10 protein-coding genes are annotated in these 17028 nt (G+C 65.6%); 5 read left to right on the forward strand and 5 right to left on the reverse strand.

All coding sequences use genetic code 11. The features are described from left to right. Nucleotides 1-890: 890 nt before the first annotated feature. From HY57_RS03665 to HY57_RS03675, 3 genes are all read right to left on the reverse strand, one after another. Nucleotides 891-4046 (reverse strand): efflux RND transporter permease subunit, encoded by a 3156-nt coding sequence (locus HY57_RS03665; protein ID WP_038579323.1) that lies wholly within the window; start codon nt 4044-4046, stop codon nt 891-893. Between the two features lie 1500 nt (nt 4047-5546). Beyond that, nucleotides 5547-8702: an efflux RND transporter permease subunit gene (locus HY57_RS03670; protein ID WP_038579326.1), complete on the reverse strand. Its 3156-nt coding sequence runs from the start codon at nt 8700-8702 to the stop codon at nt 5547-5549. A gap of 187 nt (nt 8703-8889) precedes the next feature. Continuing rightward, nucleotides 8890-9642, reverse strand: a complete 753-nt coding sequence (locus HY57_RS03675) for a GntR family transcriptional regulator (RefSeq protein ID WP_019464994.1) — start codon at nt 9640-9642, stop codon at nt 8890-8892. Between the two features lie 178 nt (nt 9643-9820). Here HY57_RS03675 and zwf point away from each other — a divergent pair, with 178 nt between their 5' ends. The 4 genes from zwf (at nt 9821) to eda (ending at nt 14985) form a co-directional block, all read left to right on the forward strand. Beyond that, nucleotides 9821-11326, forward strand: coding sequence for a glucose-6-phosphate dehydrogenase (gene zwf / locus HY57_RS03680; protein WP_019464995.1), 1506 nt, complete (start codon nt 9821-9823; stop codon nt 11324-11326). A 242-nt stretch (nt 11327-11568) separates the two neighbouring features. Continuing rightward, nucleotides 11569-12282: a 6-phosphogluconolactonase gene (gene pgl / locus HY57_RS03685; protein WP_026033874.1), complete on the forward strand. Its 714-nt coding sequence runs from the start codon at nt 11569-11571 to the stop codon at nt 12280-12282. Between the two features lie 70 nt (nt 12283-12352). After that, entirely contained in the window at nt 12353-14170 is a 1818-nt protein-coding gene (gene edd, locus HY57_RS03690; protein WP_019464997.1) for a phosphogluconate dehydratase, read from the forward strand. Nucleotides 14171-14343: 173 nt separating this feature from the next. Continuing rightward, nucleotides 14344-14985, forward strand: coding sequence for a bifunctional 4-hydroxy-2-oxoglutarate aldolase/2-dehydro-3-deoxy-phosphogluconate aldolase (gene eda / locus HY57_RS03695; RefSeq protein WP_019464998.1), 642 nt, complete (start codon nt 14344-14346; stop codon nt 14983-14985). 100 nt (nt 14986-15085) lie between these two features. Here the strand turns inward: eda and HY57_RS03700 are convergent, their stop codons facing one another. Continuing rightward, nucleotides 15086-15451 (reverse strand): membrane lipoprotein lipid attachment site-containing protein, encoded by a 366-nt coding sequence (locus tag HY57_RS03700; RefSeq protein WP_019464999.1) that lies wholly within the window; start codon nt 15449-15451, stop codon nt 15086-15088. 157 nt (nt 15452-15608) lie between these two features. Here HY57_RS03700 and HY57_RS20745 point away from each other — a divergent pair, with 157 nt between their 5' ends. Beyond that, a complete protein-coding gene (locus HY57_RS20745) occupies nt 15609-16142 on the forward strand; it encodes a DUF2501 domain-containing protein (RefSeq protein WP_019465000.1) in 534 nt (177 codons plus the stop codon). Between the two features lie 105 nt (nt 16143-16247). Here the strand turns inward: HY57_RS20745 and HY57_RS03710 are convergent, their stop codons facing one another. After that, nucleotides 16248-17015, reverse strand: a complete 768-nt coding sequence (locus HY57_RS03710; protein WP_019465001.1) for an SURF1 family protein — start codon at nt 17013-17015, stop codon at nt 16248-16250. Between the last annotated feature and the right edge of the window lie 13 nt (nt 17016-17028).

Below are 17028 nucleotides of genomic sequence, written 5' to 3' on the forward strand. Positions count from 1 at the left end.
GATCCCTCCCTGGCACCCCTGCGGGGCCTGATCTCCACCCGCCCGCCGCCTCATACGGGGACCCGGTAGATCAAGAGCACCAAGCCGACGGCTCGTGCCGCTGCGCGGCACCTCGCGGCGTGTCGAAGGACGGCACGTTCGCCATGGCGGGAGCTTCCTTGTAGGAGCGCACCCTGTGCGCGACCGCAGCGTCTGGTGATCACCGCTCCGTCAGGCTGTCGCGCACAGGGTGCGCTCCCACAAGGCTGCCTCAGGGTTCAAGCCAGTTCTCTCTCGGAAGAGAGAGGACGAGCGATAGGTGATGTTCAACGTGAACGACCTAGGGGCGAGGAAGTAGGTGCCGCGGAGTGGCACCACGCTCCGCGTTAAGTCCTCTGCGCCATGGCGCGTTGCGAAGCGCTTGGAGGTACTCGCTATGTGGCGGCGAAGGTTGCCAAGTAGCAACGTTCCTCGAGTGCTCGGGCTTATCCCCACGGAATGCTGCCAGCTCTGAAGGCCATTTTCTTTGGGTTACTTTCGACGCGAAGCTAGTCCCCGTGGGATCTTTGACTCCGGGCATCCTGCCCTACGCCCTTCGGGCCGGCTTCGCCGTTCGCATGCGCTCCTGCGCATGCGTGGGCCAGCAAAAAGAAAAGTGACTCGGCCTTCGGCAGAAGGTCGAAACGCCCGCCGCGTAGGCGGCACCCTGGCGGTATCACAGCAACCGAAGGCCCTGCGCGCGAAGGGACAAGGGCAAAGTCACTGGACCCCTGCCTCCGCAGGGGTGACGGCTAAAGAGTGAAGCGGTGAGGCGAGCACTCACCCCACACCCCAACCCTATCCTTGCCACTCAAACCTTTCGCCATCCACGGCCGCCCCCCGCGTGCCCCGAGAGGGAGTGAGACCAAATCTCACCCCGCCGCCGTCTGCGCCTTCAACGCGCGCTTCGCCGCCCGCTTCGCCCGACGCTTCTCCTTGCGAATCTTGCGATCGTAATTCCACAGATAAATCGCCGGCGTACTCAACAACGTCAACAACTGCGACACCAGCAAGCCACCGACGATCGCCACACCCAGCGGCTGGCGCATCTCCGAACCCACGCCGAAACCAATCGCCAGCGGCAACGCCGCACCCATCGCCACCAACGTCGTCATGGTGATCGGCCGGAAGCGCACCAGTGCCGCCTCCCTGATCGCATCCGGCGGGGACAACCCGCGCTCGCGTTGCGCCACCAAGGCAAAGTCCACCATCAGGATCGCGTTCTTCTTCACGATGCCGATCAACATCAATATCGCAATGATCGCCATCAAGGTGAGCTGCGTCTGCGTCACCAGCATGGCCAGGAACGCGCCCGCCCCCGCCGCCGGGAGCGTGGAAAGGATGGTCAGGGGATGGCCCAGGCTCTCGTACAGAATGCCCAGCACGATATACATCGCCACGATGGCGCCGATCAACAGCACCATGCCGTTGCTCTTGGCCTGCTGCAGGCGCTGGTTCTGGCCGGTCCATTCCACGCGCACGCCTTCGGGCAGGCCTGCCAGGATGCCGGCGTTCTCCACCAGACGGGTGCCCACGTCCTGTGAAACGTCCTTGGCCAGGTTGTAGGTGATGGTCGAGGCTTCCAGCTGGTTGTGGTGGCGGATGCGCATCGGGCTCATGTTCGGCTCGATGCGGGCAAGCGCAGATAGCGGAATCATTTCCCCCTTGGCGTTGCGCACGCGCACGTTGAGCAATGCCTGGGGACTCAACGACGTCGCCGAGCTGGAGGTCAGCACCACCCAGTACTGGTTGATGTCCGAGTAGATGATCGATACCTGCCGCTGGCCGAAGGAATTGAGCAGCGCGGTATCCACGTCGCCCATGGTCACTCCCAGCCGGCTCGCCGAGCTGCGGTCCACCTTCAGCTGCTGCTGCTTGCCCACCAGGTCGAAGTTGCTGCCGACGTCGCGGAACTCCTTCATCTTGCGCATCTGCTGCACCATCTTCAGCGTCCACGGCTGCAGGTCCTCGCCGTTGCTGCCGATGAGCTGGAATTCGTACGAACCGCCCTTGTCGCCGCTGCCACCGCCGCCGAGGAACTGCACCAGGTCCAGCGAGACGCGGATGCCGGCCAACTGGTCGTACTGCTTGGAGAGGCGTTCCATCACTGCCTTGGCGCTTTCGTGGCGGTCGTTGGGGCCGCTGCCTTTCGGCTTCAGGTCGACGAACATGCTGCCCGAGTTGCCCACGGCGCCGGTGCCGTCGTTGCCGCCCAGCGTGGTGAGCACGTCGAGCACGGCCGGATCATTTTTCATGATGTCGGCGGCCTTTCTCGCCTGCGTGGCCATCAGCGTAGGCGAGATGTTGGCGTCGGCGCGAATGTCGCCCTGGATCATGCCGATGTCTTCCTCGGGCATGAAGTTGCCACCGGCCGTCGCCACCACGGCGGCGCCCAGCGCAAAGGTGGTGAGCAGCAGGATGATCGGCTGCCAGCGCATCAGCCGGCGATGGCGCATGGCCCAGTCCAGCGCGCGCTCGTATACGTGATGGAGGCCCTTGTCGAGGCGCTCCAGCCATCGCTCCATGCGGCCCGGCGTGCGTTCGCCGGCCTCCTCGTGCTTGAGCAGCCTGCCGCACAGCGCGGGCGTGAGCGTGAGCGAGACAATGGCCGAAATCACCACTGCCACCGCCAGCGTCACCGAGAACTCGCGCAGCAGCATGATGAGCATGTTGTTGCCGAACAGCAGCGGCGCGAACACGGCCACCAGCGACAGCGTGATCGATACCACCGTGAAGCCGATTTCGCGCACACCGATGAGCGCGGCCTGGAGCGGCGGCTCACCCTTTTCCATGTGGCGCACGATGTTTTCGATCACCACGATGGCATCGTCCACCACAAAGCCGATGCACAACACCAACGCAACCAGCGAAAGCGTATTGAGCGTGTAGTTCAGCGCCAGCATCGCCACGAACGCACCGGCCAGCGACAAGGGCACGCTCAGCGAGGCGATCAGCGTGGGTCGCAGGCGGCGCAGGAACACCATCATGACCAGCACGACCATCGCGATACTGATCAGCAGCGCCACCTCCACTTCATGCAGCGCCGACTTGGTGGTGGTGGTGAGGTCGAAGATCGGCGTGATCTTGACGTCCGCCGGCATCCATTGGCTGAATTCCGGCAAGCGCCGGCGGATCTCGTCCACCGTTTCCACCGCATTCGCCTCGGGGCGCTTGCTGATCTGCATCGCCACCGTGGACTGGCCGTTGAACCACGCACCCTGATAGATGTCCTGCTGGCCGCTGTACACCTTGGCCACGTCCGACAGGCGCACGGGAGCGCCGTTCCGCGTGGCGACGAGCACATTGGCAAAATCCGCCGCCTGGCTCAGGCCGTCGTTGGCCGTCACCGTCATCTGGGTGCGGCCATCGGTGAGGACACCCTGCGGTGAGGTCACGTTCGCCGCAACCAGTGCGTTGCGCACATCGTTGGCGGTGAGGTTCTTCGCGGCCAGCGCGTTGATGTCCAGCTCCACGCGCACCGCATGCGGCGTGCCGCCGAACACCTGCACCTGGGCCACGCCCGGAATCTGCGCCACGGCAGGCTTCAGCAGGGTGTCGGTGAGGTCGTAGAGCTTGTCCTGCGGCAGGCCGGTCGAGGTGAGCGAGACCAGCAGAATGGGAATCTGTGAGGTATCGAACTTGAAATACTGCGGCGGGCTGGGCAGCTGCGGCAGGTCGGCCTGGGCCGCGTTGATCGCGGCCTGCACGTCGCGCGCTGCCTGGTCGGCCGTGCGGTCGAAGGTGAAGCGCACCTGGATCGACGCCGTGCCCTCGGAGGCATTGCCGTACATATCGTCGATGCCGGGGATGCGGCCGATGTGGCGCTCCAGCGGCGCCAGCACGGTGGACGCCATGGTCTGTGCGTTCGCGCCCGGCAACTGCGCCACGATGTACACGCCGGGAAATTCCAGCGACGGCAGCGCCGCCACGCCCAGCAGGCGGTACGCGAAGATGCCCGCCAGCAGCAGGCCCAGCGCCAGCAGCGACGTGCCCACGGGTCGACGGATCAGGGGGGCGAAGATGTTCACTCAGGTTTCCATACCGGTTAGGGCTGCACGCCCGTCACCCAGGCAGACCATCAGCGCGGGCACACGTTCACGCAAGCAAGGCGAAAGGCCCAGACATACCGCTATTTATGCCTGTGGGGACGGGAAAGGCGAATGTGCCTGAAGTCGGTCCATGCCGAAAGGCAGGGGGCGGAGAATGGAGATGAAGCTGACGTCCGGTGGGGTATTTTGCTCCGCTTTGGGGCTGGGGCGTGCTTTGTGCGCTCTGCCTGTTGGTTGAGGGGAGGGTTGGGGCGAGGGTCGGGGTGAGGGTCGGGGTGAGGGGGCAATCTCGCCTCATCGTTTCTATCCGTCATTCCCGCGAAGGCGGGAGGTGCTTTTCAACAGCCGAAGGGCTGGTCATCCAGTGACTTTGCTCTGGGCCTTCGGTTTTAGCGATACCGCGATCAGGCTCGCCTGCCGCGGGCTTCCGCCCTCCTGCCGGCGACGCGAAGCTAGTCCCGTGGGAAGGCCGGGTCACTTTTCTTTGCTTGCCCACGCATGCGCAGGAGCGCATGCGAACGGCGAAGCCGGCCCGAAGGGCGTAGGGCAGGATGCCCGGAGTCAAAGATCCCACGGGGACTAGCTTTGCGTCGAAAGTAACCCAAAGAAAGGGCCCCCCGGATGAGGCGCCTTCCGGGCTATGCCCGGAAGGTTCGCGGTCGGGTTACGGGCTTTTCGACGGGGCCTCTTGCCCCGACGAAAAGTGCCTGGCCTCCTTGCCAGGCACCCCTGCGGGGCCTGATCTCCACCCGCCCGCCGCCTCATACGGGGCCCGGGAGATCAAGAGCCAAAAGCCAAAAGCCAAAGCAAGAACCCGAGCCGTCAGCGGAGCATTCAAAGAGGCAGGCCCTTTGTGGGAGCGCACCCTGTGCGCGACTGCGGCGCCGCGGTGCCACCGCTCTGTTGGCTTGTCGCGCACAGGGTGCGCTCCCACAGAAAAGCGGGTACCCGCGCGTGTCCCGCCAGAGTCAAAACGAAGCGAGGCTCGGCTTTAAGTCCTCATCGCCATGGCGCGTTGCAAAGCGCTTGGAACTACCCGCTGTGTAGCGGCGAAGGTTGCAAGCCACCATGTTCCGCACCCGTTCGGGCTTATCCCCACGGAATGCTGCCAGTCCTGGCTCTCAAGGCCATTTTCTTTGGGTTACTTTCGACGCAAAGCTAGTCCCCGTGGGATTTTTGACTCCGGGCATCCTGCCCTACGCCCTTCGGGCCGGCTTCGCCGTTCGCATGCGCTCCTGCGCATGCGTGGGCCAGCAAAAGAAAAGTGACTCGGCCTTCCCACGGGACTAGCTTCGCGTCGTCGGCAGAAGGTCGAAACGCCCGCTGCGTAGGCGGCCCGATCGCGGAAACACCGCAACCGAAGACACCAGGCCAAGAGCCAAAGTCACTGGATGACCAGCCCTTCGGCTGTTGAAAAGCACCTCCCGCTTTCGCGGGGATGACGGCTAAAGAATGAAACGGTGAGGCTGGATTGATCACTCAACCCGCCACCGGCTGAGCCTTCAGCGCCCTCTTCGCCGCCCTCTTCACCCGCCGCGCCTCCTTGCGCACCTTCCGATCGTAATTCCACAGATAAATCGCCGGCGTACTCAACAACGTCAGCAACTGCGATACCAGCAACCCGCCAACGATGGCCACGCCGAGCGGCTGCCTCAGCTCCGAGCCAATGCCGAAACCAATCGCCAGCGGCAACGCTGCACCCATCGCCACCAGCGTCGTCATGGTGATCGGACGGAAGCGCACCAGCGCGGCCTCGCGAATCGCTTCTGGCGGCGAACGCCCGTGCTCGCGCTGGGCCACCAGGGCAAAATCCACCATCAGGATCGCGTTCTTCTTCACGATGCCGATCAACATCAGTATCGCGATGATCGCCATCAGCGACATCGACGTGCCCGTCACCAGCATGGCCAGGAACGCACCCGCGCCCGCCGCCGGCAACGTGGAAAGAATGGTCAGCGGGTGGCCAAGGCTCTCGTAGAGGATGCCCAGCACGATGTACATGGCGAGGATGGAGCCAAGCAGCAGTACGTTGGCGTTGGAGCGTGTCTCCTCCAGGTTCTTCGCCTCGCCGGAATACCCCAGCTGCACGCCGGCGGGCAGGCGGGCATCGGACACGATCTGGTTGATCAGGTCGGTCGCCTTGTCCTGTGGCAAACCCTGTTCGGTGTTGTAGTAGATCTGGGTCGCTTCCAGCTGGTTGGTGTGGATCACGAACGAGGGCGTGACGTTGGGCGCAATGCGCGCGACAGCGGACAACGGCACCATGGTGCCGTTGTCGCTGCGCACATAGGTATTGAGCAGGGTGTCGGGGCTGAGCGAGCGCTCCGCCGACGAGGTGAGCACCACCCAGTACTGGTTGATGTTGGAGTAGATGATCGACACCTGCCGCTGGCCGAAGGCGTTGTACAGCGCCGAGTCGATGTTGCCCATGCTCAGGTGCAGGCGGCCCGCCGCGAGGCGGTCGACGGTCAGCATCTGCTGCTTGTCGATATTGTCGTAGTCGCTGCTGATGTCGCGGAACTCCTTGTGCTGGCGCATCAGCTGCGTGACCTTGTAGGCCCACGGCTGCAGGTCGATGTTGTCGCTGCTGATCAGCTGGAAGCTCTGGCTGCCACGGTTGCTGTCGTTGTTGTCGTTGAAGAAACCGATGGAATTGAGCGATACGTGCAGCTCAGGCAGCTTCTCGTACGCCTTGTTGAGGCGGGCAACGATGTCCTTGATGGACTCGGCGCGCATGCCCGGCCCGTGGCCCTTGGGCTTGAGGTCGACGAACATGGTGGCCTGGTTGCCCACCGCACCGCCGGCGTTGTCGCTGCCAAGGAAGGTGGTGACGTCGCGCACGGCGGGATCGGCCACCATGATCGCCGCCGCCTTCTTCGCGCGCTCGGCCATGAGCGTGGGGGAGATGTTGGTGTCGGCGCGCACATCGCCCTGGATCATGCCGATGTCCTCCTTCGGCATGAAATCGAAGCCATACAGTTTCACCACGGCGGCCGCCATGCCAACCGTCAGCGTCAGCAGGATGAGCGGCTGCCAGCGCATCAGGCGACGGTGGCGCATGGCCCAGTCGAGCGCGCGCTCATAGACGTTGTGCAGCCCACGGTCAAAGCGTGCCAGCGCCTGCTCGGCACGATGGGGCTTGCGGTCGCCGGTGTTCTCCAGCGTAAGAAAGCGGCCGCACAGGGCGGGCGTCAGGGACAACGAGATCACGGCCGAGATCACCACGGCGGCGGTCAGTGTCACCGAGAACTCGCGCAGCAGCAGGGTGAACTGGTTGTTGCCGAACAGTAGCGGCGCGAAAACGGCGATCAGCGACAGCGTGATCGACACCACGGTAAAGCCGATCTCCCTCACGCCATCCAGCGAGGCCTGCAGCGGCGGGGAGCCATGTTCCATGTGGCGCACGATGTTCTCGATCACCACGATGGCATCGTCCACCACGAAACCAATGCACAGCACCAGCGCCACCAGCGACAGTGTGTTGAGCGTGAAGCCAAGCGACCACATCACGGTGAAGGCGCCGGCCAGCGAGAGCGGCACGCTGAGCATGGCGATCAGCGTGGGGCCGATGCGGCGCAGGAACACCAGCATCACCGCCGCCACCAGCAGCACGCTGAGCAGCAAGGCGATTTCCACTTCATGCAGCGCCGACTTGGTGGTCTGGGTGAGGTCGAAGATCGGCGTGATCTGCAGGTCGGCCGGCAACCATGCGCGCATCTGCGGCAGCTTGGCGCGCACGGCGTCGGCGGTGGCCACGGCATTGGCCTCGGGCCGCTTGCTGATGCGGACGGCTACCGCGCGATGGTCGTTGAACCACGCTGCCTGGTATTCGTCCTGCTGGCCGGTGGTGACCTTTGCCAGGTCGGACAAGCGCACCGGCGCGCCCTTCTGCACGGCGATGAGCAGCTTGCCGAACTCCTGCGGCGTGCTCAGCGCGTCGGTGGCCGCCACCGTCATCTGCGTTCGCCCGTCGCTCAGCGCGCCCTGCGGCGAGGTGACGTTCGCCGCGCGCAGTGTGTTGGCGACGTCGTTGGCGGTCAGGCCCTTGGCGGCCAGTGCTGCCGTATTGAGCTCCACGCGCACGGCCTTCGGTCGCCCACCGATCACGCGCACCTGGGCCACGCCGGGAATCTGCGAGATCGCCGGGTTGATCAGCGTGTCAGCCAGGTCGTAGAGCTTGTCCGGCGGCAAGGAGTTGGAGGTGAGCGAAAGCAGCAACACCGGGATGTTGGCGGTGTTGAACTTGTAATAGCGCGGCGGTATCGGAATGCCGGCGGGCAGGTCGGCCATGCTCGCGTTGATCGCGGCCTGCACGTCGCGCGCGACCTTGTCGGTGTTGTTGCCGAAATTGAAGATGATGCGCACCGACGTGGAGCCGTCGTTGCTTTCCGAGTGCATTTCCTTGATGCCGGGGATGCGGCCCAGGTGGCGTTCCAGCGGCGCAGCGACGGTCGCCGCCATGGTCTGTGCATTGGCGCCCGGCAACTCGGTGTAGACCACCATGCCGGGGAATTCCAGCGACGGCAGCGCCGCCACGCCCAGCAGCAGGTAGGCCCAGAAACCTGCCAGCGCGAGTCCGAACGCCAGCACGGAGGTGCCGATGGGGCGGCGTATCAGTGGTGCGAAGACATTCACGGCATGCCAACGTTTCGGCGGCGCGCCCTCGTCCGCGCCTGGGGGACACGAGATGCTACCGGGCAGCCATCTCAGCCGTCTTTATGCACGCAAACCGGTGGTGGCGAATGTGCCGTAAGTGCCTATGCCGTGATGGTCGATGGGGCCGCTTCAGCGTCGCGCAGGCTCGCGTGCCGCGCGACGGGCGTCAATCGGTCTGCAGTTCCGCGACGAAGTCGTAGATGTCGCCGCGATACCACGAGGTGGTGAACTCCACCACGCGGCCGTCATCGAGAAAGCTGCGACGCTCGATGTTGAGGCCGGCGCTGCCGGCGGGCACGTGCAGCAGGCGCGCCTGTTGCGCACCCAGCGATACGGCGCGCAGGCGTTGCAGCGCGCGACGCGGGCGCGCGCCAAGAGCTTCGAGCACCTGGTAGAGCGAGTCCTGCACGATGGTCGGGTCGGGCAGGATGCTGGCCGGCACCACGCTGCGCTCGATCGCCAGGGGCTCTTCCTTCGCGTAGCGCACGCGGTGCAGGCGCGCCACCAGTACGCCCGGCGACAGGTTGAGCGCCATCGATTCCTCGGGAGTGACCTCGCCGATGACGCGTTCGGAAAATTCAGAGCGCGGATTCAGGCCGCGCGCACGCAAGTCTTCGGTGAAGCTGGTGAGGCGCGACATCGGCTTGATGATGCGTTCGGCCACGAAGGTGCCCGCGCCGTGGCGCTGGTTGAGCAGCCCCTCTTCCACCAGGCCGGAGATGGCCTTGCGCACGGTCACGCGCGACAGCTGGAGCAGGCGGGAAAGATCGCGCTCGCTGGGCAGGGCCTGGCCCGGCTCGATGTCGCGGTGCTCCACCACGTTGCGGATGGCCCTGCGCAGGCGCAGATAGGCCAGCGGCTGGCTGGTGGCGGGGTCGCGGCTGAGCCGGCGGTATTCGTTGACGAGAGCGGTTTCCATACCTAAACGATACCAATGACCATACCAATCTGGCAATCGGCTGTTCTGGCGGGGCTTTTTGGTGGTACCAATTTTGCGGTCGAATCCTTGCCCAGCGCAGGTTCCCAAGGCGTCGCAGGAGAACTGGTTTTGTCTGGTATGTCACTGGTACGATCAGTGGGCAACGTACGTGGTATGCATGCCACGCGCCCGCCCCACGCATCGCCCCGAGGTGACTGAAGTGACTGCTTCTCCCCAGCCGGTTGAAACCTTCGACCTGGTGATTTTTGGCGGAACCGGCGACCTTGCCCTGCGCAAGCTGCTGCCGGCGCTCTACCACCGCTACACGGACGGCCAGATCCCCGACGACAGCCGCATCATCGGCATCGCCCGCGAGGGCCTGGACGACGAGGGTTACCGCGACAACCTGCGCAAGGTGCTGGTGAAGGACGGCAATGCCGGCAAGGTGGAGGATTTCCTCAAGCTGGTCAGCTACCGCTCGCTGGATGCGCGCAAGGACGATGGCTGGGACGACTTCGCCGAACTGATGGGCAAGGATCCCAACCGCATCCGCGTGTTCTACCTGTCGACCTCGCCGGACCTGTTCGTCGACATCTGCAACCGCCTGGGCAAGTACGGCCTCAACAAGGGCCAATCGCGCGTGGTGCTGGAAAAGCCCATTGGCCACGACCTGAAGAGCGCCAACCAGATCAACGACGACGTCGGCCGTTTCTTCGACGAGTCGCAGACGTTCCGCATCGACCACTACCTCGGCAAGGAGACGGTGCAAAACCTGCTGGCGCTGCGCTTCGGCAACGCGCTGTTCGAGCCGCTGTGGAACGCCGAACACATCGACCACGTGCAGATCACCGTGGCCGAGACGCTGGGCGTGGGCCAGCGCGCGGGTTACTACGACCATGCCGGCGCGCTGCGCGACATGGTGCAGAACCACATCCTGCAGCTGCTGTGCATGCTGGCCATGGAGCCGCCCTCCTCGCTCTCGCCCGACGCGGTGCGTGACGAGAAGCTCAAGGTGCTGCGCTCGCTCAAGCCGATCAATGAAAGCAACGCCGCCCAGCTCACCGTGCGCGGCCAGTACCGCGCCGGTTCGGCGGAAGGCCAGGCCGTGCCGGGCTATCTGGATGAACTGAAGGACCACAAGTCCAATACCGAGACCTTCGTGGCGGTGAAGGCCGAGATCGCCAACTGGCGCTGGGCCGGCGTGCCGTTCTACCTGCGCACGGGCAAGCGCCTGCCGGATCGTGTGTCGGAGATCACGGTGGTATTCAAGGCCGTGCCGCATTCCATCTTCGATCCCTCCGCGGGCCCGCTGCAGCAGAACCGCCTGGTGCTGCGCCTGCAGCCGGACGAGGACATCAAGCTGTGGCTCACCATCAAGCACCCGGGTCCGGGCGGCCTGCGTCTGCGTCACGTGCCGCTGGACATGAGCTTTGCCGAAGCCTTTGGCGTGCAGCAGCCGGATGCCTACGAGCGCCTGCTGCTCGACGTGGTGCGCGGCAACCCCACCCTGTTCATGCGCCGCGACGAAGTGGAAGCCGCATGGCGCTGGGCCGATCCCATCCTGGCCGCCTGGGCGGACAGCGGCGAGGCGCCGCGTCCGTACACCTCCGGTACCTGGGGCCCGAGTGCTGCCGTGGCGCTGATCGAGCGCGACGGACGCACCTGGAACGAGGACAGTGAATAAGCCTCCGTCCTGTTTGGTCGACGGCGATGCACGGGTGCTTCACCCGTGCATCGCGGCGGCGCCGGTAGTCTGTTCTCCAGCTCACCTGGCGTCCTTCCCGCGAACCCCGAAAAGGGGGCAAGGGCGGGAATCCAGAGCCTTCGCTCCGGATCGGCAAAAGACACTGGATCCCTGCTTCCGCAGGGATGACGAGCACATTCGCCGCGCGTGTGTTCCCGCGCAGCTTCAATCTTCCACTCACCATGCCTGACACTCTCAACGTCACCACCCACAGCTTCACCGACTGCGACGCGCTTGCCATCGCCCTGGCCGAACGCGTCGCCGAGCGCCTGCGCGAAGCCATCGCCGAACGCGGCCACGCCCTGCTGGCGGTATCCGGCGGCAGCACGCCGCGGCATTTCTTCGAGAAGCTGTCGCGCGAAGCGCTGGACTGGTCGAAGGTGCAGGTCACCCTGGTCGACGAACGCTGGGTACCGGAAAGCAACGAGCGCTCCAATGCCGCCATGGTGAAGACGCTGCTGTTGCAGCACGAGGCGAGCACCGCGCAGTTCGTGCCGCTCTACACCGATGCACCGACACCGGAGGCCGGCCTCGCCACGGTGCGCACGCGCATGGCCTCGCTGGCGCTGCCGTTCGACGCCGTGGTGCTGGGCATGGGCAACGATGGGCACACCGCGTCGTTCTTCCCGGGCGGCGACCGCTTGCCCGAAGCACTCGACCTGAACAACGTTGCGCGCGTGCTGCCCATGCGTGCCGCCGGTGCGGGCGAGCCGCGCATCACCTTCACCCTGCCCGCGCTGCTCGATACGCGGGCGCTATTCCTGCACATCGAAGGCGAGGCCAAGCGCCAGTTGCTGGCGGATGCGCGCATGGGCCTCGGCGAGGCTGCGAATTTTCCCGTGCGCGCGGTGCTTGTCCAGCAGCGCGTGCCGGTCGCCGTGTACTGGTGCCCCTGAGCATCGAAAGCTTCACCCGACGGACCGGCGCGCGACGCAGCGCGCCACCTGAATCTCCCGGAGTTCGAACATGAGTGTGCTGCACCCCGTCCTTGCCGAAGTCACCGAGCGCCTGCGCGAGCGCAGCCGCGCGTCGCGCGCTGAGTACCTGCGCCGCATCGAGGCCGCGCAGGGCAACGGACCGCATCGCGAACGCCTGTCGTGCGGCAACCTGGCCCACGGCTTTGCTGCCTGCGGCGCGACCGACAAGGAGCGCCTGCGCGAGGGCCATACGCCCAACCTGGCCATCATCAATTCGTACAACGACATGCTTTCGGCGCACCAGCCGTATGAGCGCTACCCGGAGCTGATCCGCAACGTCGCGCGCGACGCGGGCATCACGGCGCAGATGGCCGGCGGCGTGCCGGCGATGTGCGACGGCATCACGCAGGGCCGTGCCGGCATGGAGATGTCGTTGTTCTCGCGCGACCTCATCGCCATGGCCACCGCCGTGTCGCTCTCGCACGACATGTTCGATGGCGCGATGTACCTGGGCATCTGCGACAAGATCGTGCCGGGCCTGCTGATTGGCGCACTGAGTTTCGGCCACCTGCCCGGCATCTTCGTGCCCGGCGGCCCGATGCCCAGCGGCATCAGCAATGAGCAGAAATCCAAGGTCCGCCAGGCGTATGCGGAAGGCAAGGCGAGCAAGGCCGAACTGCTGGAAGCGGAGGCTGCGTCGTACCACGCACCGGGCACCTGCACCTTCTACGGCACCGCCAACTCCAACCAGATGCTGATGGAGATCATGGGCCTGCACCTGCCGGGCTCCAGCTTCGTCGCGCCGGACACGCCGCTGCGCGACGCGCTCACGCGCGAAGCCGTGCTGCGCGTGGCCGAGCTGAGCGCGCCGGGTTCGTCGTACCTGCCGCTGGGCCACATCATCGACGAGCGCGCCATCATCAACGGCGTGATCGGCCTGCATGCCACCGGCGGCTCGACCAATCACCTGCTGCACCTGGTCGCCATTGCGCGGGCGGCGGGCATCGAGCTGCGCTGGGATGATTTCGACGCGTTGTCCTCGGTGATTCCGCTGCTGGCGCGCGTGTATCCCAACGGCTACGCCGATGTGAACCAGTTCCACGACGCCGGCGGCATGGCCTTCCTGATTGACCAGCTATTGAGCCAGGGCCTGCTGCACGCGGACGTGCGCACCGTGTTCGGTACCGGCATGGACGGCTATACGCAGGTGCCCCACCTCGACGAGCACGGCGCGCTGGTATGGAAGCCGGTGTCCAGGGAAAGCGGCAACCGCGGCGTGCTGCGTGGCATGGCCGAGCCGTTCCGTCCGGACGGCGGCTTGCGCATGCTCACCGGCAACCTCGGCCGCGCGGTGATCAAGGTGTCGTCCGTGCCGGAAGACCGCCTGGTTATCGAAGCGCCCGCCATCGTGTTCCACGACCAGGATGATGTGCGCAAGGCCTTCGAGCGTGGTGAACTGAATCGCGACTTCGTTGCCGTGGTGCGCTTCCAGGGCCCGCAGGCCATCGGCATGCCCGAGCTGCACAAGCTCACGCCGACGCTGTCAGTGCTGCAGGATCGCGGCCATCGTATCGCCCTGCTCACGGACGGCCGCATGTCCGGCGCGTCCGGCCGCGTGCCGGCGGCGATCCACGTGACACCGGAAGCGCAGGACAACGGTGCGATCTCGCGCATCCGCGACGGGGACATCGTGCGCCTGGACGCCATCGAGGGTCGCGTGGACGTGCTGGTGGACGCCGCCGAATTCGAGGCGCGCGTACCAGCGACGGCGGATCTGTCTACGCACCAGTTCGGCCTTGGCCGCGAACTGTTCGGCATCTTCCGCCGCAACGCCACCACCGCCGATCTTGGCGCGGGCGTGTTCTGACGTTGGGCCCGCGCATGATGCCCGGCGTTGCATATGCACGGTCATCCCAGCGAAAGCTGGGATTCCGTGCCTTTTGCAGGGTCATCGCGTTGCCGAAAGACGCTGGATCCCAGCTTCGCTGGGATGACGGCATCCGTGATGTCATCTATTCCACCTTCATTGCATAGAACACCATGAGCATCGAAAACAAGCAGAAGCAGGTCGAATCCACGCTGCGCCTCGCGCCGGTGGTTCCCGTGGTGATCATCGACGATGCACGCCAGGCTGTGCCGATGGCACGCGCGCTGGTGGCGGGCGGCATTCCCGCCATCGAAGTCACCCTGCGCACGCCGGCCGCGCTCGACGCCATCAAGGCGATTGCCGACGAAGTGGAAGGTGCGGTGGTGGGCGTGGGCACCGTGCTCAGCGCCAAGGACCTGCGCGCGGCGCACAAGGCTGGCGCGAAGTTCGCGGTGTCGCCGGGCGTCTCGCCCGGCCTGTTGGACGCCGCCGATGACAGCGAACTGCCGTTGCTGCCGGGCGCCGCCACGGCCAGCGAGGTGATGACGCTGCTCGAGCGCGGTTACCGGTTCCTGAAGTTCTTCCCGGCCGTTCCCGCGGGTGGACACAAGCTGGTTGGCGCCTGGGCGAGCCCGCTGCCGCAGGTCACGTTCTGCCCCACCGGCGGCATCAGCCTGAGCAGCGCGCCGGATTTCCTCTCGCTGCCGAACGTGGTGTGCGTGGGCGGCTCCTGGCTCACCCCGGCCGACAAGCTGCGCAGCGGCGACTGGGCCGGCATCGAGGCCCTGGCACGCGAGGCCGCCGCGTTGCGTTGAGCCTGGTGACCGTGGTGGCCCGACGCGTCATCCAGTCGGGTCCACGGGTGCATGCCGGTGTAGGCCGCCGATCGCCGTGAGCCGATGGCGTGACGGGCGATCAGTTGGCCGGCGGCGGCGTCACATCCACGCAGTGTTCCACCTGTTCGAAATACCAGGTGTCGTCCTCGTCGAAGTTCGAGTAATAAGTCGCCACCGTGCGGTCACTGACTGGCTTGATGTCCACCAGCGCGATGGCGGGGCCATTTTCGGTCTTGTGGATCTCGATGGTGGTGCCCGTGTAGAGCACGTAGGACTCCAGGTGCACGGGCTTGGTGCTCCACGCATTGGACACGCACGACGCGATGTCGCCCGCGCTGCCGGGACCGGCATAGGAGGCCGTGGGTTTGGAGTTGCGCAGGCTGCCTGCGCTCGCGCAGCCGGCAAGCAGCGTCACTGCCAAGGCGAGGACAATGGTTCGTTTCATCGAAAGCCTTCCATCGGTCGGGTAAGGGGTGGATGCCTAGATAGCATGCGCGCGGTTTTGGCGCTGCCCGGCGTGAGAACGCCCAGCCCCTGTATTACGCTGACGCGGTCATAACAACGGCGGGTGTTGAATGCCCGCACCTGACGGAGGGATACCCATGAACAAACGTATCAGCAGCATCGGAACGACCTGCGTGGCCCTGGCCCTGAGCCTGGCCTGCAGCACGGCTGGGTCGCAGGACCTGGGCAAGCTCGGCGGCATGCTGGGTGGCGGTACGGGCTCGATGACGTCCGGCAGCATGGGCAATGTTGCCGGCCTGCTGGAATACTGCGTGAAGAACAACTACCTCGGCGGCAACTCGGGTGCCTCGGGCATCCAGAGCCAGCTGATGGGCAAGCTGGGCGGCGGCTCCAACTCGTCCAGCAACAGCGCCGGCTCGAGCACCAGCGACATGCTGAGCCAGCTCACCGGCAGCAAGAAAAAATCGTCCGACAGCAGTGTCGGCAGCTCGGGCGGCGCCACCAATGATCCCGGCTATCTCAGCGGCGCCCAGGGCATCCTGCAGGGCAGCAACGGGCAGAAGATGGACCTGAACAGCCTCGGCGGCGGCTCCAGCGACCTGAAGTCGCAGCTGACCACCAAGGTATGCGACACCGTGCTCAAGCAGGGCAAGTCGTTCCTGAAGATGTAAGCACGCCAATGCTGTGGGAGCGCACCCTGTGCGCGACAGCCGCACATCGCCGTGGCCTGCGAGGCGGCCGTCGCGCACAGGGTGCGCTCCCACAGGTGCGATGGCTTACCGGTCTTGGCGCAGCCGCCTTTCGTCCCTCGCCACATAGATCCCCGCCGCCAGCACCATCAGCGCCAGCACGTACCAGGTGATCAGGTAGCTGAGGTGGTTGTTGGGAAACGAGATCACGGTCAGGCCGCCTTGCGGCCACGCGGGCTTGCCGGCGTCGAGCGTGCCGGGTGCCGCGTCCACGTCGACGAAATACGGCGCGACATGCGTCAGGCCACGCGCGGTGGCGATGGCCGCCACATCGCGCGTATACCAGCTGTTGCCCGCCGGATTATTGTGGCGGAACGGTCGCGGCGATTCGCTGATGCGCAGCAGGCCGGTCAGCGTGGTTTCGCCAGTCGGGCCTGCCACACAACTCCCCTTGATGCCGCACCAGTCGGTGGGCACGAAGCCGCGATTGACCAGCACGATGGAGCCATCGGCCTCCTGCAGCGGCGTCATCAGCCAGTAGCCGGTGCCGAAATCCGTGGCTGTCCATATCAGCGTCTGGCGGTCGTGCAGGAAGGTGCCGCGCAGCTCGACATGGCGGTACTCAGCCGACTCGGCGGTCACCCCGCCCCAATCGGCGGGGCCCGGCGCGGCCACTGGCGGTGCGTGCACGCGAGCCTCCACGCGCGCGATCAGGTCGCGCTTCCAGCTCAGGCGATAGACCTGCCACGTACCCAGGGCCACGAAGCCGGCGAACAGCACGAGTCCAAGCAAGGCCAGCAGGCCCAGCGCCACGGGGCCGCGCGGCTGGCGGCCCGGTTCTTCAGCAACACTCATCGGGAATACACGT

Source organism: Dyella japonica A8 (genome assembly GCF_000725385.1).
Classification (GTDB): domain Bacteria; phylum Pseudomonadota; class Gammaproteobacteria; order Xanthomonadales; family Rhodanobacteraceae; genus Dyella; species Dyella japonica_C.